Genomic DNA, 22,339 nt, shown 5'->3' on the forward strand with positions numbered 1-22,339 from the left:
AATGAAAGGTGAATCGAACAGGAAGCTTCACAATCTGCTCGGACGCCCGGAACTTGCGGCTTTACGTCAACGATTGCGTGAGCGCTTTTCACGCCTTGCTGCGGATGAGTCACCGCCATTTATCCGGCTCGCGCGACTGCTTCCGGCCGAATACGAAGCGCTGGCGATGATGACAGGGCGGCCAGCGAGCGGCGCACAGTCGATCGTGCTCGATGTCGCTGCCGTTGACGCCGCATTGAACGCGGCCGGCGTTGCGAATTCGCTGAAGGAAGCACTTGAGGAACTCGACGGGCCGATTGCCGCCGCTGTGACGAAGTCTGAACGCGAGGCGGAGTGGACTGCCCTCCGCAACCGTTGCGAAGATCCGCGTATTGCGAGGCTTTTTGATTCGACTGGATCGATTGGTCTGCTCAAGAGGCTCGCCAAAGCCGACCTTCATGCGGCCGGTCGGTTATTGCAACACGCGTCGGCCGTGTTGTCCCGGTTGCCTGCCAAAGGTGTTCCGCGATCACAGCTCGCAGCCGATGTTCTCGGCGACGCGCACGCACTTGACAATGGCCAACCGATAGCAACGCTTGTGCTCGCGGTTTATCGACGGACGCAATCTATCGAAGAAATCGCCGAATCTGGAATTGATGGCAGCACCGAACGCCTAAGTGAATCGGTGAGAGAGGTATGGGCGAAGGCTGGGGTCGTCGTCAATGAGCTTGCTAGACCCGCGCTTATTCTCAATGTTCCCGTGCAATCGGAGAACTTGTTCTGCGACGAAGGTGAGCCGGTGTATCTCTCATTGCGACGTCTGTTGCGGCGTGCACCCACGTGGGATGTTCGAGGCCGGGACGTTTATGTCTGTGAGAACCCCAATGTTGTCGCAATTGCAGCCGATCAATTGGGAGGAGCTTGTGCGCCGCTTGTTTGCACGGATGGCATGCCTGCGGCTGCTCAACGGGTCTTGCTTGATCAGTTAGTGGCATCAGGTGCTCAGCTGCTGTATCACGGGGATTTTGATTGGGCGGGAATCGGCATTGCAAGCCATGTTATTCGGAACTGGGCAGCCAAGCCTTGGCGGTATGGGAGGGCCGAATATGAGGCGGCCGTATCCAAAGTACCTCATGCTGAAGGGAATTTGACGGGATTGTCTGTTACCGCTTTATGGGATCCGCTTTTGACGGAGTCGATGGAGCGTCACAGGATCGGAATTGCGGAGGAAGCGGTTAGCGGTGAGTTGCTCGCGGACTTGGATCGAAGGCTACGCTAAGCTTGGGCGACCATTTGACTCTCACATCGAAACGATACAGCTGAAATCGAGGCGCTCTCTATCCCATGCTCGCGGTGGTCACCCACCTATTGTTGTCGGACCCACAGTAATTTGCGAGACGAGTCACTCCTTTGCAAGTCTAGGAAAGGCACGATACTGATCAAAATTGCGAGTTCGAAAAGCAGCGTCAATTACAATCTGATTCTTTGACGTAGATCGGCCTGAGTTGTCTTGAGACGCGGGTAGACACGTCGTAACACCTGACCGCTGGAAAGATAAAATATGGCCGAAATCACGCGACGACGCACCGGCGAGCTGCTACGCGCACTATTCAAGCTGCTAACGTTGTCGCCTGAAGGGCTACCTGCTCGGCTAGCGTTGCAACAACTCGAACAGCAAGTCGTTCTGTCGGAGTATGAGCAGGGCGAATACGACTCGGGCGGACGACGATTCGATAAGATCGTGCGGTTTGCAACGGTCGACTGCGTCAAAGCTGGCTGGTTAGTTAAGAACAAGGGCACGTGGCTGATTACCGAGGAAGGGAAGACAGCCTACGAAACAATCAAGGACCCGGAAGCCTTCTCTAAACAGGCGGTCAAGCTATATCAGCAGTGGCGCGCGACCCAACCTGATGCGGAGCCGTCGACCCCGGAAGAATCAGACGACACCTCTAGCGGTAAAGCGGCCAGCATTACCCTTGAAGAAGCCGAAGAACAGGCGTGGGATGAGATATCACAGTACCTGCACCAGATGAACCCCTACGATTTCCAGTCGTTGGTGGCTGATCTATTGCGCGCAATGGGATATCACGTGGAATGGGTAGCGCCCCCGGGAAAGGATGGTGGCATGGATATTCTTGCTTGGCCGGATCCGCTGGGCACTAAGCCACCTCGTATTAAGGTGCAGGTAAAGCGTCAGGTTCAACCGGTCAATGTGGACGGCGTGCGCTCGTTCCTTGCCGTGCTCGGAGACGACGACGTGGGTCTTTTTGTAGCACTTGGGGGATTCACGAAAGACGCGGTCGATGCAGCCCGAAATCAAGAGCGCCGACGCCTCACTCTCATCGATATACGGAGGCTATATGATTTGTGGGTGGATCACTACAGAAACCTAAGCGATGAAGCGCGCAGGCGCATGCCGTTGAGGCCGGTTTATTTTCTTTCGCCGGAAGGCTAGTGAACGAAGCCGGTCGCACAATCCATCTCTTCGCGGTTGGGACGGTCGCTCGAGGCATGCTGTGCCCGCATGCCTCGGCTTGGCCGGCTTCAGGCAAAGGCTACCAAAATCTCCGCGGTAGCCGGTTCCGTTTGTTTATGCCGCAACCAGAAATGTCCCTTCGCTTCGAAAGCTTGCCTATAAGCCCATTTCGCAATGGTATTCGTAACTGTCAGATTTGATACAAAGCCGAGTTCCGCAATTGCCGAACCGATGTCCTCATGCCGCTGATAGTTGCGTTCCAGCCAACGATCAAGGTGCGGCTGCCCGGCAAGCAATTCACGTTTATCCGCGTTACATGTTGCGTGTGCGACGACGAAGTTGAGAGCTGTGTCCCGTGGGTAGCGCGACCAAGGAATGAAATGGTCAACCACAGCCTGATCGTACAACCTTCCCTGACAGAAAAAGCAACGATCCTCTTGTAGGGGACGCAAGATCAATGCGACATCCGAAAGGTCTGCCCTTGACGTTCCAAACAGAAACCGTTCAAGTCTCGCGGACCGCCCGATCAATCTTGTATTGCGTCGATTAGCGCTAACGTGGGCGGTCCATCCGGTTCGTGCCAGTTGTTGAAGGAATCCTTGAAACTGCCGGAGATTGTACGAGACACCCGGCAATAGCTCGACCACGTTTCCGATAACGGGCAATGCATAAAGGAACGAGATGGTCGTGCCCGCAACGTTTTGTAGGTATCGGATAGGCATCTCTTTCACCGTAGCCGATATGCTTCGGACGGTTTCGGACCAGTGCGAACTCTCTCTCGCCTGCGTCAAAGTTGTAATGCCTTGAGATCGCAGTCGCTGCAAGCTCGTAATGACAGAAGCTTGCTGCTGCCCCAAGTTCTGGAACAGAACGACAGACTCACCCAAATCGATGTCAACGTATGGCACACTCTGCGGCCAATAAAACTCGATAAATTTCTCGGCGATTCGTTCTATCGGAATTTGTAGCGATGAACCCGTGTCATCGCCCATTTCGACTGCAAGCTCCCCGAGGGCGAGTAGCAATGCGTACTTGTAGGTGGAACTGAACTCGCCTTCATCAAATATGAGTTGTAGCTGCCGCAAAAAGGCAAGTTGCTGATCCGCGGTAGGAGTTAAAAGTTCGGGCATCGCGAGAACGAGCGATCAATTTGGCAAATGCCGAATCATACGCTTTGCTCTGATTCTTCATGCCGCTGCCTTGCGCAGCATTCGGAACGCCTAGAAGCTTGCACAATCATCGAGGCGCCTCGGCTTTCAGCCCCCGTGCCGATGCGCCTTCCACGCTTCTACATATCGTAGCGCCTGCTCGCACTGATCAAGCGTAAAGGCATGAAGACTCGATGGCAACGGATCGAAACCGAGCTCTGCCGCAGCCCATCGGACTGCCTTGGCGCGGGCCTCGAAGACACTCACGCCGTCGCGGCGCGACTTCGCCTCCGCTAACGGTTCGAGCATATCGTGCAAGCGGCTCTTTGCTTCGCGTAACGGCGCATCGGCAAGGCGGCCGAGCGGTACGTTGTGCTTGCTGCGTGGCCGCACCCCGATCCATGCCGCGCACGCCGTGCAGATCCACACTGCACCATGGTCATCGCGGTACGGATAGTCCGCGTCGCCAAATTGCGCGAGCTGCGCACGCGCGCCGCAGTAGTCGCAATGCGGTTGGGGGAGAGCTTTGACGGGGCGGCCGACTCGCACGAGGTCCATCCTTCCACGGACGAAGAGATGTCACAGGATAGCAAGTTCGGACCGCAAGACAGAGCGTGGACCGCTCAAGGTGAGGGCGAGGCTCTTACACGCGCGGTTGAGTCGCACGGCGAGCGCAGCGCTGCGCCCGCCATGTCACATGTTGACCGGACGTCAACACTACGAAGCCGTAGCATCAAGTCGCGCGTTTTGCGGAAACATCTCGCGGCGCGCGGCTTCATCCATTTCGGTCTTGAAAGCGTGGCGCGTTCTCAATGCCGTGGCGCGTTGCGCGGCCGGTCGCGCGTTGATCTCATCGAACAGACGCTTCAGATGGGGCAGCTTCTCCCACGCTTCGGGGTCTCCCGTCAGGAAAGGCACGACGCCGGCCCATCCCCACACCGCCATATCCACGAGCGTGTAGGTGTCACCGAGCATGTAGCGGCGTTGCGAGAGGCGATCGTTAATGATGTTCCAGTGCCGCCATGCCTCAAAGTCATATCGATTGACCGCATAGGTCTTCGGCTCCGGGGCGAAATGCCTGAAGTGCACGCATTGTCCCGAGTACGGACCCACGCCGGTTGCGACGAACATCAGCCATGAGTACATGTCGCCGCGCGCGGCAGGCTCGTTCGCGGGGAGAAACCGTCCCGTCTTTTCCGCGAGATAGAGAAGAATGGCATTGCTGTCAAAAATCACGGCGTCGCCATCGACGAGCGCGGGCGTCTTTCCGTTCGGGTTGACGGATCGGAACGCATCGGTGTGCTGTTCGCCCTTGCGGGTGTCGACCGGCACCATTTCGTACGGCAATTCCGCCTCTTCAAGAAAGAGCGCGACCTTCGCGGGATTCGGCGACGGGTGGTAGAAAAATTTGATCATGAAGTCCCCTCCTTGCAATGAGCGACATACAAACGAGGTTGCCAATGTATCGCAGCGGGTAGGACAATAAGTGACCAATAGTCCTGATTTTTAAACCATCCGTCCCATGATCGATCGCCTGTCCAGTTTGCTAAACCGCTTCGAATTGCGTGCGCGCGTTTTTCGTGGCGGCGGCCTGAGCGGGACGGAAAGCTTCGAAGGGGGCGGCGAGGAATGCCATCTGCATCTCGTGCGCGGCGGCTCGATGGTATTGACGAGCACGACGCTAGGCCGGCACGTTATCGTGACACCTGGCGCGGTCTTCTTGCGGCATCCGCGTTCGTACCGGCTCGATTCCGGCGAGGGCGACACCGCTGAAGTGATTTCCGCCGCTTTCGAGTTGGGACTCGGAGACGAAAACCCGCTGCTGCGCAGTTTGCCCGGGATTCTTTCGATTCCATTTACCTGCGTGCCCTCGCTCGAAGCCGTGCAGGAGGCGCTATTCGCCGAATACGACGCGCGCGCGTGCGGCTACGCGGCGGTCGTCGACAGACTGGCCGAGGTGCTGGTAATTCAACTACTTCGCTTTGCTATCCGGCGCCAGCTCGTCGAGAGCGGCTCGCTCGCCGGCTTGGCTGATACGCGGCTTGCCAAAGCGCTGACCGCGATGCATGCGGATCCGTCGCAGGAGTGGACGCTGGAACTCATGGCCAGAATGGCGGGGATGTCCCGCTCGCGCTTCGCAGCGGCGTTCACGGACACCGTGGGGATGCCGCCTGGTGAATACCTCGCGCAATGGCGTATCGGGTTGGCCAAGAGGTTGTTGCGGCGGGGGTTCGCGCTGAAGCTGGTGGCGCTCGAGGTAGGTTACGGCAGTGCTAGTGCGCTGACGCGGGCGTTCACGCATGGGGTGGGGCTTACGCCGACGCAATGGTTGGCTGGGCAGCGGGAATTATTGGCCGACAGTCAGGTGGGATAACGTCGGTATGTCGTCTTGCAGGCGGGTTCGAGAATCGGACTTCTGTTCAATACGAGTGAAACCGGTTACCGCGATGGCTTGATGAGCGCTGTTCGCGCGGTTTTTATCACCCGCATGGGCGCACCGCGTACCACACGAACGCGGGAGCTTCACGTAAGACGGAGTAGACGTCGCGAACTTGCCAAAATAGCGGATAGCCGCCGCTGACCTCTGCAACACCAAAACGCTTCATCGCCAACATGGCACGCGGCACGTGGAAATACTGTGTCACCACCATAGCGCTCGAATGGCCATGGGCTCGCATCCATTCGCTCGCGTGACGTGCTGTTGCCCACGTGTTGTTTCCGTCTGCATCGACAACGATTTTGTCCGCCGGCACGCCGTTGCGCAAAAGCCATGCGTGCATCGATGTGGCTTCGTTTACGCCAGATAAACCGGTGCCGCCGCTCACGAAGATCATTTTGCATTCGCGGTCTTCGTAGCATTGTTTCGCGCGGCTCAATCTTGCCGCCAGGCTTGGGGCTGGAATGCCGTCTTCGTCAACCGTGTTTCCCAAGACGATCGCGACATCTGAAGCGCGCGTGCGAGACAGCATGCCTGTAGCGGCGACTGTGATGCTGATCAATAGCCATGCGCATGCTACCCACTTTAAAAGCTTCAAGCGTGAATCCTCTTTGATGTCTGTTTGGCAACTGCCTCTGTCGAAGCGGCGGAGAATCATTGAATGCTTTAACGCCGACGTCAAGCTCGCTTTATGCAATCGTCTCAATGGCAAGTCTATTTCTAGGACGCTTGCAGATCTCGCCTAATGATTCGCCGAAGTGCCTCTTAAAAGTTCTTTTTGATTGTTATGTTTTGTCAAATCTTGAAGCGCTCTATGGACATTCTTTAGCAACCCAACAAAACTTCGTTAGCTTGATTGCGCGATAACCGATAAGGAGCGAGCGAAGTGCAGCGATATTTTTTGAGGAGGGGCGACAAATCCTCGGCGGGTGGTGTCGTTCTTGAAGGAGAGGATCGTTACATGTATTTTGACCGCGCTATGACCTATATCGGCGCGAAGGTTCACTGCCCGACCTGCAAAACGGATGGGACAATCGCAGCGAAGGGGCCACGCTGGCGCAGCAGCATCTTCGGAAAAGAACAGGCGCTTGAGGGTGACATCTGCCTGTGCAAGTGCAACCCGTCGCCCGTCATGATTGCGTCGCAGAGAAAAGGCTGCCAAGAGTTCAGCGCGAGTCAGCTGGCTGCGTTCGAAACGCATCGTGCTGGTGCAGGCGAGACCCCTGCATCGCGTGACGGCGATGAGCTCGAGCAGTACTTCGAAATCGTGGATGCACAAACTGAGAAGCCAATCGACGGCATGACGTACAAGCTCTCGAACAATGGGCAGACCGTCATTTACGATGCGCCCCTTGTGGACGGAAAAACACAAGCCGTTCTGGTGAAGCATCATCCGAATCTGCTTTTTGTGGCTTGGTACCAAGGGAGTGTGCGATGACCGACGCAATCGACAAGGAAGTACGTTTGCTCGCCGCCATCGCGTACGGAGAGGCATCAATAGCGAATGACTCGCAGGAAATCGGCGGTATTGCATTTGCTGTCGCAAACCGATGTCGAGCTTGGGGCGGAAAGACTGTTACTGAACTGCGTGCCGCGGACAATGACTATGCCTACGCGTGGAATGGCTCCAACGACCGGTTTAATCGATTGATGCGTGCCAGCGAAGGCGAGATCGAACACGATAAGGGAATGAAGCTAGCGGCCGATTGGGCGCGGAAGGCGTTAGCCAACGACGGACCAGATCCGTCGAACGGTGCATATTGGTGGGACGGCCTTGACTTCAAGACTCGATACGAAACCCGACCCAAGGTGCGAAATGGATTTAAGTGGGGCGATCCTGCGCACAACATCTTTGGTGTACCTGAAAGACGCTGGATGCGGATTGCTCGGTGGAATATCGTAAATAGGAAAACCGGGAAAATCGTCGATGGTGCCGAACGCGGTCGTTACGATTCGGTATGGGTTTCGACGGCTGCGCACGGCAGCACCGTCTTTTGGCAGCACAACCCAGATTATCTAAAAGCCACCGGGGGGAAAGCATACCGATGAAGCTAACGACCATGTATGCTGCGGCCTTGGGCGTTCTTGCTAGCAATGCTTTCGCTGCTAGTGTCTACGAAGACTACGACCCGTTCTATGCAGCGCAGCCCCACGCAGTATTCGCTGCACCGATCAAATTCGATGCCGGGGTTTTGCATTCGATCCGAGGTGAGCCGGGCGTTTTCACTGAACTTCAGTCTCGACTGGACGGAAGATCTTTGCGCATTTGGGTCTGGGAGAACCGCATCACGGTCAACGGCAAGACGTTTCGATTTGCTAACGCGACTCGCTTCCCTGGAGAACATTCGTCGCTTATCTATCCCGACTCCGCTGACGTGTTCCAAGCCTCGCGGGCAAATGGTCGTCCCGCTCTCATTTGCTTGCAAGGCCACGGCAGCGGATCCGGCGAGGCAGGCCGCTACACGCAGATTTACTTGCTCGTTGACCCACTTGCCTCGAAAGGCAAAGCGACATTTCTTCAATTGCCCAGTCTGCTCTCGTCATGCCGCGCTGTCGTGGAGAATGATAGCGGCAAGATCGCTTTTCCGAAGAACAGCTACTTGTACGACGACAAACACGAGGCTCGTGTGGGCCTATTGCTGTCGTACTACACGTTTGAGAAGCGGCGGTTCGCAAAGACTGACGATGAAATCCGGTTGCGTTTTACTGATCCGGAAATACCATTCCGGTTCTCGGTTCAGAGTCGCGACTAAGGGTAGTCAGCGCGACTGGCTGTCTCGAGCGCGCTTCGCCAACCTCGACAGGACCAACTCGATGCGTTCATGCGCTACGCCAACCATTGACCACGCGACTCCATGTCCACACTCGTTTTTGTGCTGCTCACCGGACTGTTCGTGCTTTCGGCGGCAGTCATTCTGATCAACCTCTTCGGACAGGAATCGGGTATCGATTATTGGAACCTAGATGGGGAAAAGAAACGATCGCTGCCGAGTCCATTTGATTTTCTACGCGTGATGCCGGTACTAGTGGTGGCGATCATTGTGATGGCCGGTTGTATCGTCGGCATCCACAGCTTTACCCGCTACGGGTAATGTCTATAGGCAACTGTGCTGACCGAGCAGTCCTATGTCGTCTATCTTGTTCCTCGTGTTGGTAGCACTGTTCGTTCTCTCCGCAGTGCTGATATTGACTAATCTTTGCGGACCGGGGACGGCCATCGACTACTGGAATCTGGATGGAGAAGAAGAAACACCTTTGCCACGGAGCCCGCTTGATTTTTTACGGACAACGCCGGTGATCGTGTTGGCTTTTGTTGGCCTCCTCGGTAGCTATTTTTTCATTCATGTATTTTTTCGCGACTGATAGTGCCCAAGACCATACCCTTCGCCACGGTGTTCGCTCTTTTTCACTATCCGGCCCATGGCTTGGAAGTCGTGACGATCTGTCCGCTGGGCAACGACGGAAGCCATGAGTTGCGACTGTTGCGCGACCACTCGATCGATTCGTCCGCGATCTACTGCGTTAGTGAAGACAGCCGCGCGCCGACGCGCATCTATCCGGGCGAGGAAAATCAATCGCGTGGTGATTCCGCGCAGGCGCTATGCATCGGGAAAAAGGAACGCGTTCTCCTCGTGACGGGGGAATTCGGTTCGAACTATCTGCAAGGCGTTGCGATCCGCTACAACACACAGGCACAGAGAACCGAGCGAATCGATTTCGCTGAACGCGAGCGACCGTCAGCCGTGGATCTGTCGTCGAGAGGAATGCTGGTTGTGATACCCAACACCGGGAGAAACGAATCGTCAAGGCGCTACGTCATCTACCGCTATGTGCGTGGCGAAGGCACACACTCCGAACAAACCTATTCGGATCGGCTGCCGGGCGCGGCGCTAACGCGAATCGCGGTTCCGTCGCCCAAATGAGCAATGCGAAAGCCAAGGGAATTCGATGGGCGCGCTCAATGTCGTTCGGTGTTGCACTGGCGGCGGTTAAACGTATACGTACGCTGGCCGAAATGGCGCGGTGGGTTCGTCCTTCCCGGGGTATGCAATGCGGCCTATTGACCTTTTGCTTTCTTTGCTCGGTCTCGTCATGTCGAGCACGGTGCATCCGGCGACCGTCTATTTGGGCGAGTTCGACTATACGCAGTTTCAGCCATCGGCCGAGTACTTTTCGGGGCACACGGACAGCGAAATTGCACGTCTCTGCACGTCCGACCAACACGCATCGAACGACGATTTGGCGCAATGCGCTCATCGGCAATTCGAACGCGCGGACGCACGACTGGGTAGCAGGGAGATGGCCGCATCAACATTGATCATCCGTAACGACGAAGCGCTCAAAGGCAACAATCAGGAACCCTTGGCGATGTCGTACCTTTCGAAGTCTCACGCTGCATGGATGCAGTACCGCGATAACCAGTGCTACGCCGAAGTTTATATGCTTGGCGAGGCATCCGATCGGTACACGCGCTTTTGGCTATGTATGACTGACATCACAAGCGTACGTACTAAAGAGCTTGAGTCGATCCTTCAAAACTAGCTTAGTCAGCGGTTCCCCAGGAGATCATATGAAAAGGCTGGCGTCGCTTGCGCTGTTCGGGTTGTCCGGTTTTGCCACCGGATTTCCGGTCACAGCTATCCTTCTCCTGTTCGTGCCGCGATGCGGGTACGACTGTGAAAATCACTCGATCGGTGTCGCCTTCCTGTCGATAGTCGGGTGCACCGTCGCGTTCCCATTGATTGGTTATCTGTTCACACGCGGGACAAGGCTTTCTCTGCTTCGCACGGTCGCCATTTCGGGGCCGTTAGCCTGCGTCGCAATCGCCGCAGCGGGTGTCCATTACGTTTTTGAATTGCGCGAACTTTATGGCAGGGCAGAAGCCGCCAGACCGGTTGTCCCTGACTTCGACTTTATGTATATGGCGATAGCGAAGCGAAATGTGCAGACTTACACAAAGACCAAAAGCGGCGTAGTAAAGCGAGCAAGCATCATCCCGCAATGGCAACGCTGTTTGATCGGCGGTGCATGGTGCGATAAGCAACCGAGACTGGCGCACATGCGTTGCAAGAGCGGCGTTGTGTATGTCGCTGAGTCGGACTGGAAAGCGTTTTCACTGATCCCTCAGGAAAACCTGAAAGGCGCTATCGATATGACGTCGATGGATCTTTGCGCGCCCGACAACGTACCCGATCCATAACGGAGCGCCATCGAGACCGCGCGATCCCACCAGAGCTCTGCGGAGATCAAGTGAAGCGCATCGCGGTAACAATGTTGGGCTTTGGAGTGCTTCATTTCGGCGCAACCGGAAGCGGACAGACGCTGGCTACAGCCGTATGAGATAAGAGCCTTCCGCTCCGCGGCTTCTCTCTTCTGAACATCTACGGACATAGCCTACGTTACCCCGATCTGTGCAAGTCCAAACAGATCCTCTTTTGGGAAATCAGGTTGAGCGCTGCGCGATCTTGTTAGGTGGGTTCGCTCGCGTAGTGGCGATGAGCTCTACATGTACCTAAGTCCTATCGATTCGCACTTGTCGTGACTGATCTCTTCCTTTATTCCTAGCTTGATAATTGCGGCTTAAAGCGAAATGCGAATTAACCGTCTGTCATTTAATTCTCGGTTTTGGCTTTAGGACTTGGCACTACCTGCGATTGATCGCTCAATTATTTGCAGTAGGTGACCACAATTCATGTTGCACCAAAGTCGGCAATCGGAGAGAATGAATTGGATATCTAATTAGCGTGTTCGTCGTCGCGAAGAGCCGAACTCGATAGACAGGAGAAGTGGAAGGAGAAGAAGCGCGGGCCGAATGGGCTGCCACCCAAACGACCCGCTGACCACAACCAACTCACACTAGGAGTTGATCATGGCTGATGCCGATAATAAAGCAGTAAAGGACCGTTCGGTTCGAATCTTGACTATATCGAGTCAACGTCGACCGTGGGCTCGTCCCAAAGACTTCCCCTACACGTGGAGCGAACCGCCTGACTATCCGGATGCGCCTTGGATTCGTATGTCGGGGCGATGGCTGGAGAAGGCGGGGTTTGAGATTGGTAGCAAGATTCGGGTAGAGGTGGAGAGAGGGAAGCTCACTATCACGCCTGCCTGATTCGGAAACGCGTGTGCGGAGAGTTCAGCCCCGCCTCGCGCAATGTCATGGACGTGGACGTAGTCCATAATGGGAGGGCTGCATATGCTGCAGTCCTCCCCCGTACGAATATTGCCGGCTCTCTTGAGCCACTCACTCTCCAGCGATAAGCGACCCGCCCATAAAGCGCTCGCGGGTTCGCGATACGCAAGCCCGAAACCTTGGTCATAGGCATCAATCAAGCGGGCGAACGGCCCACGGCCTCTGCTCAGATTACGGCAACTGCACGGACCGATAGCCTCGGGCCCCAGTGCCTTCTGCCGCGCAAGTTTCGGCACGCCTTCCGAAGTATGCCTCGGCGGATCATGGACAGAGACATCGGTGCGGAATTGCAGCATCGCCAGCAAGTTGAAAGAAATTTCGCTTTGCCGCCCCGCAAACGAAAGATGGGATTTCATCCGTCGCGCAATGCAATCCGGATAAACATCGCAATTGTATTGATACTTTTGAGCTAGTAGTCACATAATCTGCGTCGAGCTCCATTGACCTCTTTAAGTCGATGGACTTCGATCAAAAATTCAATGCACCATTACGGGGAAGCGGTCGGCATGAACGATCTGTTCAGTCTAAAGGGTTTGATTACGGTATCCGTCAGCAGTTTTATTTCTATCAAAACGCTGCTGCTTAACGTGAAGATAAGCCGTGACATCAACATCAAAGGCACCGGAAACATTGTTATCGTGAATGAGGCGCTAGCAACCACTCAAAGGAGTTTCAAACTCCTCTGGCAAGTACTTGTACTTGTCATTGCGCTTTCTTATCCGCTACCTGGCGTGCAGTACAACTCGGTCCTTCAGATTCTGGCGATGATTGGAACTCCTCTCGCCGTTATTTCCCTTGTCGTGACATTACGGTCGTATGGACTCTATCGGCTCTCGGACGCATTTTACGTCATCGCAGTAGGGTTCGCGTGTTGGCTGGCGTATTGCGGAAGCCCATATTTTGCGAACACGGCGGCAAACGCTTCTCAAATTTATCCCGTAGCGAGGTCGTCGCTGTGGATGTATGGCGTGCCCGCGGCCGGCCAGTTGTCCAACTGGATCAGCGTCGCATTTTCTCTCGCGACGCATGTGCTCTCGGTCGTAGGTTTTGCGGCGTTGCTTTTGTCTTTACTTTATCTGGCGTTCGCGTACCTCACCGCTAGAAACTTCGATGATTCCGTTCGATTTTCTCTGCGCTATGGCGTAATGGCCGTTATCGGTTTTCTTGCCGCATGCGACGGATTAACCGCGCTCGCATTCCACGATCTACCATACCTTGGGCATTTGATTACCACGGCCCTACCGTTCTGAGGACGAACCTGCCGGCGGACAACGGTTTCCATGTGAACCACCAAGGCAGATCACTCAAAGCTGATTCGTACATGTTAGGCACTGCGTTGCGCGCGCGAGCACTTGGCGCAGCAATGCATGAGTTCCCTAATATGTTAAATTGAAATCCAAACCGTGGTCCGTGCCGTGCTGCAATGGCGACCCATAAAGATCTGAGAGACCAAATCCTATGCCCGTACCCATCCTCGATTCGTCTGCATGGCGAGAATTTCGTGGTGTTCCCAGCAGCGCCGGGATCAATCCCACCACGCACCTTGCCAGCGTGGCTGATGCAAACGGCAAGTTGCACAGTTGCTACGTGAAGTTGCTCAGGCCAAATACTCCGGCGTTACTTTCTGAGGCGATCGGTTGGGCACTTGCGAACCCGGCGGGAGTCCCCGTGACGCCGTTTGGAGCAATCGTTCTTGTGTCGCTTGAACAGTTGCGTACTTGCATACCGTTACCGCCTTGGACTAACGGACAGAGCGTCTGTGCGGCATGGTGCACAGAGATAGTCCCAGGACGGTCCGTCCGCCAGGTTCATAAGTGGGGATTCTGGTTAGCACGCAAAAGGTGCCTTCATAGCAAGGACGTTCGCTCTGTTGCCGCGTTCGACGTATGGGCTGACAACCGCGATAGGAATTACGGCAACGTGGTCCGATCTGCCTCTGGTGGATATGTCGCCATCGATCACGAAACCTTACTTCACGACTTGCTTTGGGTCCCGACAGGTACATCGTATGCACGCCGAAGCCTAGCCGATGAGGCAAAGCGATATCTCTCATCGGACGATTTGAAGCAATTCAACGTTGAACTGGCTATTGCATCTGACAAGCACAGATCCGGTCTGGCTTCGATACAAGCCCCACTGACTCTTTTTATAGATAAGCTTTACCCGCAAGCCGCACCGGCGTTAAGCACGGAGATCATCGGCTACCTGTCTCTTCGATCACAGGCAGGGTGGCTTGCAAATGAGATTGGGGTGATCGCATGAGTTTGACATCGATTTTTGGTGACAGCGCAAATGGGGAGCATTTGCTCAAATTGGCGCAAAAGGTACCAGCGCCAAGCTTTAATGGACTCTGGAGCACTGTTGAACTACAGCCAGACGTTTTCGTTCCCCAGTCCTTCAGCGTTGGAATCGTTGTGCAGCCAGCGAGTGAGCGCTTGCACTTTAGACTTCTAGATGATTTCAAAAAATTTGAATGTGTTTACGGAGATCGATTTCCGCAACGCTCCATTCGTGAGTTGATGACCCATGCGGAAGAGGCTCTACGTTTTGCCGCCCAGAATAAAATTCATATTTCCGAGGTACATTTAGATTCAGATACCTTGCATCTCTCCGAACCCGTGTTTACATCCGGGGAGGATTGTGAGGCTGCAATTGAGCGCCTATTCGCCGATATCATTGTGATGGCGCCACACGCGAATCGGCGGGGACGTGAATTCATCGCAATCGATACACCGCGTGCTCGCACACTCGTGAATCAAGAACTTAAACGTATTGCTCAGATGGATTTCGAGAAAATAGTTGTCGAAGGCGCAAGCACAACCGGCATGCTAATCGACGATAAGGGAATCAAGCATCATCTTGACTTCAACTTACGGACGACACGTGCCTGTGGAAGTGTTGTTTCCGCTGTATATAAAAGTCATGTGTCGGTCGAATTAAATTTACTCAAGTCGAGTCGAGACCTGACAACATACTCGCGGATAAAGAATCTTCGAAATTCCGGCTTGTTTTTGCTATTGCCCGATGAACAGCTTCTTGAGCCAAAGGAATATAAACACATTGTAGATATTATTGATGAGCAAGCGTGGAAGCTCGAGCGTGATGGCTTCCGGGTCGTGAGTTTGTCGTCGGAAGTGCAATTGGCTCAGGAAATTTACGACTGGGCACGACCAACGATAGGCTAATGATGAGTATCAATTCCCAAACCGAACCAAACAATAGGGAACGACATGGCCACCTATCCTAGTGCCAACGGCACTCCCGAATTGATACGGTTTTCCCCAGCATCCACACTTCAGATTTAATACACCGAGCTGTGTGTTAATGCAGTACCGCCCACGTTCAGTTGGCGACGTTCTCCTTTGTCGTGGTCGATCTCTTCGTGACCAATCCGGCGCGCCGCTTTTCGCGTGGTCGGTAACTTTCTGGATTGCAAGACGTGAGCATGATGCAATAACCGGTCAAGCATCGGGGCAGTGAGCGTTGCAGCGTCATGGTGCTAACAGGCGGTGCTCGCGAAAAAATGAACGCCCGAAATTCCAAAACGGAGGAAGGGGTATCGTCGCCCGCAAGCGTCGCACTTCTTTCACATTTAGAAAGGTGACGCCAATGACAGTTAAATCTCAAAGGGCGAGTGACAAGCCTCGCAGGCATGATTCCGCTTACGACTAAATGACTACAGGCCCGCGGTTCTGCTCCGGCTGAACGATGCGTTCGAAGAAATTCGCCTTGGAACTAATCGGATCTCGCTTGTGAAGCAAACGGTAGTTTTCTAGAAACGTCGAAAATTCTCATGCCGGGGTATCGCAACCCTAATTATCCCGTTAATATTCTCGTCAATTTTTCAACGCCCCGGTTGTGTCAATGAATCAGCGGATCGGCTACCACGCTTTACGAGCACGTCGGTGTCGTTGCCCCGCGACACCGATGACCTTCGTTGCGCATAACCACTTGGTAATGGACGGGGGGAAGCAGTGGATTCGTTGAACTTCGGTTTCTTGGGACCGCACAATAAGCAATTAGTGACCCTCGGTGGCCTTGCGGAGAGCTATTTCCCTAGCGATCCCTCTACAGCGATCGTCAAGCTACGCCAGTTTGCTGAATTGATGGCGAAGCTTGTCGCTGCCCATCACGCTGTTTATCGTGATGAGCGTGAAACATTCGAAGAAACTCTGCGGCGCCTGTCATATGACCGCCTGATACCGAAGGAAGCCGCTGATATTTTTCATGCGCTGCGGAAGGCCGGCAACAGCGCGGTGCATGAAGCAACGGGCGACCACTCTACTGCTCTTACGGCGCTGAAGTTCGCTTGGTCGCTCGGCATCTGGTTTCATCGGACCTATGGCCGCGCTGCGAACTTTCGGTCAGGTGCCTTTGTTCCGCCGCGCCAGCCCGTCGATGCGACGGTTGCGCTGCGCGAAGAGATTGAAAAGCTCAAGCAAAGAGTAGTGGAAACTGAGGGCGATGCGGCTCGCGCTCGCCTTGAAGTCGAGGAACAGGCTCACGCGCGTGAGGCGGTAGAAGAGAGATTGGCGCGCGAGGCTGAGGAGCGTGCCGCTTGGGAGAAGATCGCCCAGGACATTGATGCCGAGAAGGCAGAGGTCACAAGCAGGCTCGCCGCACTTCAAGCCGAGGCGGAAACCGCCCCTCGCGCTGAGGCTGCTCAATTGGTGGAGCGGGGTGAAAAGGCTGCGGTAAAGATCGACCTCGACGAGGCGGAAACTCGCGCGCTTATAGACCAGCAATTGCGCGACCGCGGATGGGAGGTCGATACCCGTGACCTTCGATACAGCAACGGTGTTCGCCCAGCCAAAGGCCGTAATCTCGCCATCGCTGAATGGCCAACCGCAAATGGCCCCGCTGATTACGCCTTGTTTGCCGGTACCACCCTAGTCGGCGTCGTGGAGGCGAAGCGGCGGCGGAAGAACGTGTCCGCTGCGATCGACCAGGCTGAGCGCTATTCGACCGGTATCAAGGACAGCGCCGATTTCAGTCATGCCGGTGGCCCTTGGGGTGAGCACAAGGTGCCATTTGTGTTCAGCGCGAACGGCCGATCGTATCTCAAGCAGATTGAGACGGAGAGCGGCATCTGGTTCCGCGACACCCGCCGCGCCGCAAACCATCGCCGTGCATTGGTCGACTGGCCGACACCGGAAGGCCTAACCGGTCAGCTTGAAGTCGATCAGGATGCTGCCGACGCCGCCCTGCAAGCGCAGCCATTTGAGTTCGGATTTCCGCTCCGCCATTATCAGGAAAGCGCGATCCGCTCGATAGAAGCAGCCTTGTCTGCCGAGCAACGCGCCGTGCTGGTCGCGATGGCGACGGGCACCGGAAAGACTAAGCTCGCCATCGCCATGTTGTACCGTTTGCTGTCAGCCAAGCGGTTCCGGCGCATCTGCTTCGTCGTCGATCGCAGCGCCCTTGGTGATCAGACGGAGGGAGAGTTTTCGACCACCAAGGTCGTCTCCGGTAAGACATTCTCGGAAATCTTCGGCCTCAAGGGGCTTGGCGACGTCACACCCGATGTGGAAACCAAAGTCCACATCTGTACGATCCAAGGCTTGGTGAAGCGCGTGCTGTTCGCTGCTGATGCAGCATCCGTGCCACCCGTTGACCAATATGACCTGATGGTCATCGACGAATGCCATCGCGGCTATCTGCTTGATCGGGAAATGTCCGACGCCGAACTCAGTTTCCGGGGGCAGGACGATTACATCTCCAAATATCGCCGCGTACTAGACTATTTCGATGCGGTAAAGATCGGCCTGACCGCCACGCCTGCGCTCCATACCACCGATATTTTCGGCGATCCGGTCTTCACCTATTCCTATCGCGAGGCGGTGGTCGATGGGTTCCTAATCGACCATGAGCCGCCGATCCGCATCGAAACCGCGCTGGCGCGTGCCGGTATTAAGTTCGAGAAGAATGAGGAGCTGGAGCGGCTCAACACCCGGACGGGCGAAGTCGATCTGGCTCATGCGCCAGACGAAATCCGTTTCGAGGTCGAGGCATTCAACCGGCAGGTCATTACGCCGGAGTTCAATCGCGTCGTCGCGGAGGAGCTGACGCGGCACATTGATCCGGCGCTACCCGGCAAAACGCTGATCTTCGCCGCCACCGATGCCCATGCGGACATGGTGGTCAGCGCCATCAAGACCGCATTCGCCGAGGCCTATGGCGACATTGATGACGCAGCTGTGAAGAAAATCACCGGCAGCGTGGACAAGGTGAAAAACTGGATTCGCTCGTTCCGCAATGATGCCAATCCGCAAATCGTAGTGACGGTCGATCTGCTCACCACCGGCATCGACGTGCCGAAGATCACAAACCTCGTGTTCCTGCGCCGGGTGAACAGCCGCATCCTGTATGAACAGATGATCGGCCGTGCGACGCGCCAGTGTCCGGAAATAGGCAAAGAGGTTTTTCGGATTTTCGACGCCGTCGATCTCTATCCGCATCTCCAGAACATGACCGACATGAAGCCTGTCGTCGTCAACCCATCGATCAGCTTCGCCCAGCTTGTCCGGGAAATGACGGAAGCCGAAAGCGATGAACAGCGGGACGCCATTCGCGAACAGCTCGCAGTGAAGCTGCGCCGCCGGATCAAGAAGCTGACCGACGAGGCAAGGCAGCAGTTCGAGGCCGAAGCGGGTGAAACGCCGGAGGCTATGCTGCAACGGGTCGTTTCCGGCGATGCACCGGGCCTTGCCGCATGGCTGAAGGACCGCGCCGCGATCGGCCCGATCCTCGATTTGCAGGGTGATGGCGATAATCCCGTCTATGTCCCGATTTCCAGGCACGCGGATCGGGTCGTCGATGTGTCGCGCGGTTATGGGAGTGCCGCGAAGCCAGAGGATTTTCTGGACAGTTTCGCCGCCTTCGTGCGCGACAATATCAACACGATTGCCGCGCTGAAACTCGTCGTGCAGCGCCCCCGCGATCTGACCCGCGCCGATCTGAAAGCATTGCGCCTTGCTCTCGACTCCAAGGGCTTTTCCGACGCCAATCTGCGCCGCGCCTGGGCCGATGCGCGCAACGAGGAAATCGCCGCCTCGGTCATCGGCTTCGTCCGTCAGGCCGCGCTGGGCGATGCCCTGATTCCATATGAAGACCGCGTGCGGGACGCGATGCGTGCGATCATGGCGAGCCGTGCATGGACAGATCCGCAGAAACGCTGGCTCAAGCGGATCGGCGAACAGATTGAAAAAGAAATCGTGGTGGATCGCGCCGCCATCGACAAGGAGCCGTTCATCGCCGATGGCGGCTTCAATCGCCTTAATAAAGTGTTTGGCGGGGAGCTGGAAAGCATCCTCGCTGGGATTAATGAAGAGTTGTGGAAGAAGACCGCGTAAATGAAAACTACCACTGATATCGTCGCCAAGCTCTGGGGCCTGTGCAACGTCCTGCGCGACGATGGCGTCACCTATAACGAATATGTGACGGAACTGACCTACCTGCTGTTCCTCAAGATGCTAGAGGAAACAGGCAAGGAGGCGCGATTGCCGGAAGGGTGGCGCTGGGGCCTGCTCGCCCAGCGCGAGGGCATGGAACAGCTAGATTATTACAAGGCGATGCTGCTCGAACTCGGCAAGGCGAAGGACAAGCTGGTCAGCGCGATTTTCCTCGACGCCCAGACCCGCCTGCGCAAGCCGACCAACCTCAAGGCGCTGACCTCCAACATCGATCAGCTCGACTGGTTTTCCGCCCGTGAAGAGGGGCTGGGCAACCTTTATGAAGGCCTGTTGGAAAAGAACGCGGCCGACAAGAAATCCGGCGCCGGGCAATATTTCACGCCCCGCCCGCTGATCGACTGCATCGTGCGCCTGATGAAGCCCCAGCCGGGAGAAGTGATCCAGGACCCGGCAGGAGGAACGGCGGGCTTCCTCGTCGCTGCCGATCGCTACATCAAGGATCACACAGACGACCTCTACACGCTGACCGAGCAACAGGCCTTCTTCCAGCGGCACAACGCCCTCTCTGGTGCAGAACTCGTGCCGGACACCCATCGCCTGAGCATAATGAACCTACTGCTGCACGGTATCGAAGGCGGGATGGAGAATATCGACACGTTGTCACCCGATGGCGAGGCGCTGCCCAAGGCCAATCTGATCCTGACTAATCCGCCCTTCGGCACCAAGAAGGGCGGAGGCCGTCCGACCCGCTCCGATTTCTCGATCACGGCGGATACGTCGAACAAGCAACTTGCCTTCGTCGAACATATCGTGCGTGCACTGGCCCTCGGCGGGCGTGCCGCCGTGGTCATCCCCGATAACGTGTTGTTTGAGGATAACACCGGCCGCCGCCTGCGCACTTGGCTGATGGACCTGTGCGACCTGCACACCATCCTGCGACTGCCGACCGGCATTTTCTATGCGCAGGGCGTCAAGACCAACGTGCTGTTCTTTCGACGGGGCAAGAGCGACAAGGGCAATACCAAGGCCGTCTGGGTCTATGACATGCGGGCGAACATGCCGGCCTATGGCAAGACCCGCCCGCTGACCGTCGCCGACTTCGCGGATTTCGAGGCGGCCTATGGCGCTGATTCCAATGGCAAAGCCGAGCGGCAGGATCAGGGCGAAGACAGCCGGTGGCGCAAGTTCGACCGTGCCGCCATTACCCACCGCAACGACAATCTCGACATAAGCTGGCTTCGCGGTACCGAAGCGGAAGCGGAAGAAGCGCTGACGGAGCCGGAAGACATTGCCGCCGCTATCATTGGCCATTTGAAAGCGGCGCTGGAGGAGATCGAAACGCTGTCGGAGGAGTTGGAGCCGGACAGCGTTGAGGAAGCCGCTGCCATTGCGGAGGCAGCCGAATGAGTAATTTGCCGGAAGGGTGGGCAGATGCCCGCCTTCATGACGTTTGTGAACTCATAAACGGTCGCGCGTATAAGCAAGATGAACTGCTTGATAAGGGAAGGTATCCTGTTCTCCGCGTTGGAAACTTTTTTTCCAATAGGCACTGGTATTATTCCGATCTAGACCTCGATCGCGACAAATATTGTGACAGTGGCGACCTGCTGTATGCGTGGTCTGCCTCGTTCGGCCCTCGGATATGGGATGGCGGAAAGGTTATCTTTCACTACCATATCTGGAAAACGCGGCCAGTTGATGCGCTTATCGAAAAGCGTTTTCTCTACCACTGGTTCGAATGGGATAAAGAGAATATCAAGTCCGATCACGGCACTGGGTCGACGATGATCCACGTGACTAAAGGTGATATGGAAGCGCGTAGATTTGCCCTTCCGCCATTACCCGAACAGCGGCGGATCGTGGCGAAGATGGACAGCCTTATCGGCAAATCCAAACGCGCCCGTGACCATCTCGAGCACATCCCCCGCCTCGTCGAGAAATACAAACAGGCCATCGTCGCCGCCGCTTTTCGGGGCAATTGGCCATCTATACAGGTTGGCGAAATCATCCGCGCCGTTGTGGGGGGCAAAAACCTGCGCTGCGAGGAACGTCCGCCACTAGAACATGAACGCGGTGTCGTGAAGGTCAGCGCCGTAAGTTGGGGGGCTTTCGATGCGCAAGCGAGCAAAACCCTTCCAATTAGCTTCACGCCACCCGAAAACACCCGAATTGGGGCTGGGGATTTACTCATATCACGCGCAAACACGCTGGAACTGGTCGGAGCGGTGGTGATTGTGGCGGAAGACCCATCAAACCTTTTTCTCAGCGATAAGGTGCTGCGACTGGACGTTAAGGACGACGACAAACCATGGCTGATGTGGTTCTTGCGCTCTCCTGATGGGCGCGCAGCTATCGAAGCGAGCGCGACAGGCAATCAACTCTCAATGCGTAATCTGAGCCAGTCTGCGCTGAGAGCCATTGAATTGCCGTGGCCGCCCGCTGAGGAACGGCGGCAAATCGTCAGCAAAATTGAAACAGCCTTCCGTTGGATCGATCGCCTCACCACCGACGCCACGAGCGCACGCAAACTGATTGACCACCTCGACCAAGCCGTACTCGCCAAGGCGTTCAAGGGCGAACTAGTGCCGCAAGACCCGTCCGACGAGCCCGCTAGCGTCCCGCTCGAACGCATCAGGACTGAACGCGCTGCTGCGCCGAAGGGAAAGCGCGGTCGCACGAAGGCGGCCTGATCCC

General features: G+C 55.9%; 21 protein-coding genes and 1 pseudogene. 17 read left to right on the top strand and 5 right to left on the bottom strand.

What is annotated here, in order from left to right:
* Position 1: 1 nt before the first annotated feature.
* Positions 2 to 1,258, top strand: a complete 1,257-nt coding sequence (locus tag KZJ38_RS01125; protein WP_219798407.1) for a TIGR02679 family protein — start codon at positions 2 to 4, stop codon at positions 1,256 to 1,258.
* A gap of 282 nt (positions 1,259 to 1,540) precedes the next feature.
* On the top strand, positions 1,541 to 2,434 hold the full coding sequence (locus KZJ38_RS01130) for a restriction endonuclease (protein WP_219798408.1): 894 nt from the start codon (positions 1,541 to 1,543) through the stop codon (positions 2,432 to 2,434).
* A gap of 89 nt (positions 2,435 to 2,523) precedes the next feature.
* On the opposite strand, the gene KZJ38_RS01135 is transcribed toward KZJ38_RS01130, so the two are convergent.
* From KZJ38_RS01135 to KZJ38_RS01145, 3 genes are all read right to left on the bottom strand, one after another.
* On the bottom strand, positions 2,524 to 3,585 hold the full coding sequence (locus tag KZJ38_RS01135; RefSeq protein ID WP_219798409.1) for an HNH endonuclease: 1,062 nt from the start codon (positions 3,583 to 3,585) through the stop codon (positions 2,524 to 2,526).
* A 126-nt stretch (positions 3,586 to 3,711) separates the two neighbouring features.
* On the bottom strand, positions 3,712 to 4,152 hold the full coding sequence (locus KZJ38_RS01140; protein WP_219798410.1) for a zinc-finger-containing protein: 441 nt from the start codon (positions 4,150 to 4,152) through the stop codon (positions 3,712 to 3,714).
* A 168-nt stretch (positions 4,153 to 4,320) separates the two neighbouring features.
* Complete coding sequence (locus tag KZJ38_RS01145; protein WP_219798411.1) at positions 4,321 to 5,019, bottom strand: glutathione S-transferase family protein; 699 nt, start codon at positions 5,017 to 5,019, stop codon at positions 4,321 to 4,323.
* A 106-nt stretch (positions 5,020 to 5,125) separates the two neighbouring features.
* On the opposite strand from KZJ38_RS01145, the gene KZJ38_RS01150 reads away from it, so the two are divergent.
* Entirely contained in the window at positions 5,126 to 5,977 is an 852-nt protein-coding gene (locus KZJ38_RS01150; RefSeq protein WP_219798412.1) for an AraC family transcriptional regulator, read from the top strand.
* Between the two features lie 106 nt (positions 5,978 to 6,083).
* Here the strand turns inward: KZJ38_RS01150 and KZJ38_RS01155 are convergent, their stop codons facing one another.
* Positions 6,084 to 6,638, bottom strand: a complete 555-nt coding sequence (locus KZJ38_RS01155; protein WP_246641599.1) for a YdcF family protein — start codon at positions 6,636 to 6,638, stop codon at positions 6,084 to 6,086.
* Between the two features lie 288 nt (positions 6,639 to 6,926).
* Here KZJ38_RS01155 and KZJ38_RS01160 point away from each other — a divergent pair, with 288 nt between their 5' ends.
* The 11 genes from KZJ38_RS01160 (at position 6,927) to KZJ38_RS01210 (ending at position 15,418) form a co-directional block, all read left to right on the top strand.
* Positions 6,927 to 7,478 carry a PAAR domain-containing protein gene (locus KZJ38_RS01160; RefSeq protein WP_219798414.1) on the top strand — a complete coding sequence of 184 codons (552 nt, stop codon included), beginning with the start codon at positions 6,927 to 6,929 and terminating at the stop codon, positions 7,476 to 7,478.
* Positions 7,475 to 8,089 carry a hypothetical protein gene (locus KZJ38_RS01165; protein ID WP_219798415.1) on the top strand — a complete coding sequence of 205 codons (615 nt, stop codon included), beginning with the start codon at positions 7,475 to 7,477 and terminating at the stop codon, positions 8,087 to 8,089. Before KZJ38_RS01160 ends, KZJ38_RS01165 begins: the two co-directional genes overlap by 4 nt.
* The gene (locus tag KZJ38_RS01170; RefSeq protein ID WP_219798416.1) at positions 8,086 to 8,793 is read left to right on the top strand and encodes a hypothetical protein; all 708 of its coding nucleotides are present in this window, start codon (positions 8,086 to 8,088) and stop codon (positions 8,791 to 8,793) included. Before KZJ38_RS01165 ends, KZJ38_RS01170 begins: the two co-directional genes overlap by 4 nt.
* 102 nt (positions 8,794 to 8,895) lie before the next feature.
* The gene (locus KZJ38_RS01175) at positions 8,896 to 9,132 is read left to right on the top strand and encodes a hypothetical protein (RefSeq protein WP_219798417.1); all 237 of its coding nucleotides are present in this window, start codon (positions 8,896 to 8,898) and stop codon (positions 9,130 to 9,132) included.
* A 34-nt stretch (positions 9,133 to 9,166) separates the two neighbouring features.
* Positions 9,167 to 9,403 carry a hypothetical protein gene (locus tag KZJ38_RS01180; protein WP_219798418.1) on the top strand — a complete coding sequence of 79 codons (237 nt, stop codon included), beginning with the start codon at positions 9,167 to 9,169 and terminating at the stop codon, positions 9,401 to 9,403.
* Positions 9,404 to 9,405: 2 nt separating this feature from the next.
* Positions 9,406 to 9,963, top strand: a complete 558-nt coding sequence (locus KZJ38_RS01185; protein ID WP_219798419.1) for a hypothetical protein — start codon at positions 9,406 to 9,408, stop codon at positions 9,961 to 9,963.
* Between the two features lie 127 nt (positions 9,964 to 10,090).
* Positions 10,091 to 10,582, top strand: a complete 492-nt coding sequence (locus KZJ38_RS01190) for a lysozyme inhibitor LprI family protein (protein WP_219798420.1) — start codon at positions 10,091 to 10,093, stop codon at positions 10,580 to 10,582.
* Between the two features lie 28 nt (positions 10,583 to 10,610).
* Positions 10,611 to 11,240 carry a hypothetical protein gene (locus KZJ38_RS01195; protein ID WP_219798421.1) on the top strand — a complete coding sequence of 210 codons (630 nt, stop codon included), beginning with the start codon at positions 10,611 to 10,613 and terminating at the stop codon, positions 11,238 to 11,240.
* A gap of 816 nt (positions 11,241 to 12,056) precedes the next feature.
* Entirely contained in the window at positions 12,057 to 12,152 is a 96-nt protein-coding gene (locus KZJ38_RS37055; protein WP_425518379.1) for a SymE family type I addiction module toxin, read from the top strand.
* A 587-nt stretch (positions 12,153 to 12,739) separates the two neighbouring features.
* Positions 12,740 to 13,483, top strand: a complete 744-nt coding sequence (locus KZJ38_RS01205; RefSeq protein ID WP_219798423.1) for a hypothetical protein — start codon at positions 12,740 to 12,742, stop codon at positions 13,481 to 13,483.
* 1,008 nt (positions 13,484 to 14,491) lie between these two features.
* Entirely contained in the window at positions 14,492 to 15,418 is a 927-nt protein-coding gene (locus tag KZJ38_RS01210) for a hypothetical protein (RefSeq protein ID WP_219798424.1), read from the top strand.
* 157 nt (positions 15,419 to 15,575) lie between these two features.
* Here KZJ38_RS01210 and KZJ38_RS37060 read toward each other — a convergent pair.
* A pseudogene (locus KZJ38_RS37060) lies at positions 15,576 to 15,726 on the bottom strand (ATP-binding protein); the annotation flags it as partial.
* 490 nt (positions 15,727 to 16,216) lie between these two features.
* Between KZJ38_RS37060 and hsdR the strand changes: the two are divergent.
* The 3 genes from hsdR to KZJ38_RS01225 are packed head-to-tail and all read left to right on the top strand — an operon-like array spanning position 16,217 to position 22,335.
* Complete coding sequence (gene hsdR, locus KZJ38_RS01215; protein WP_246641600.1) at positions 16,217 to 19,585, top strand: type I restriction-modification system endonuclease; 3,369 nt, start codon at positions 16,217 to 16,219, stop codon at positions 19,583 to 19,585.
* A complete protein-coding gene (locus KZJ38_RS01220; protein ID WP_219798426.1) occupies positions 19,586 to 21,052 on the top strand; it encodes a class I SAM-dependent DNA methyltransferase in 1,467 nt (488 codons plus the stop codon).
* Entirely contained in the window at positions 21,049 to 22,335 is a 1,287-nt protein-coding gene (locus tag KZJ38_RS01225) for a restriction endonuclease subunit S (protein WP_219798427.1), read from the top strand. The genes KZJ38_RS01220 and KZJ38_RS01225 overlap by 4 nt, the downstream gene beginning before the upstream one ends.
* Positions 22,336 to 22,339: the final 4 nt, after the last annotated feature.

This window comes from Paraburkholderia edwinii (assembly GCF_019428685.1).
Taxonomy (GTDB): domain Bacteria; phylum Pseudomonadota; class Gammaproteobacteria; order Burkholderiales; family Burkholderiaceae; genus Paraburkholderia; species Paraburkholderia edwinii.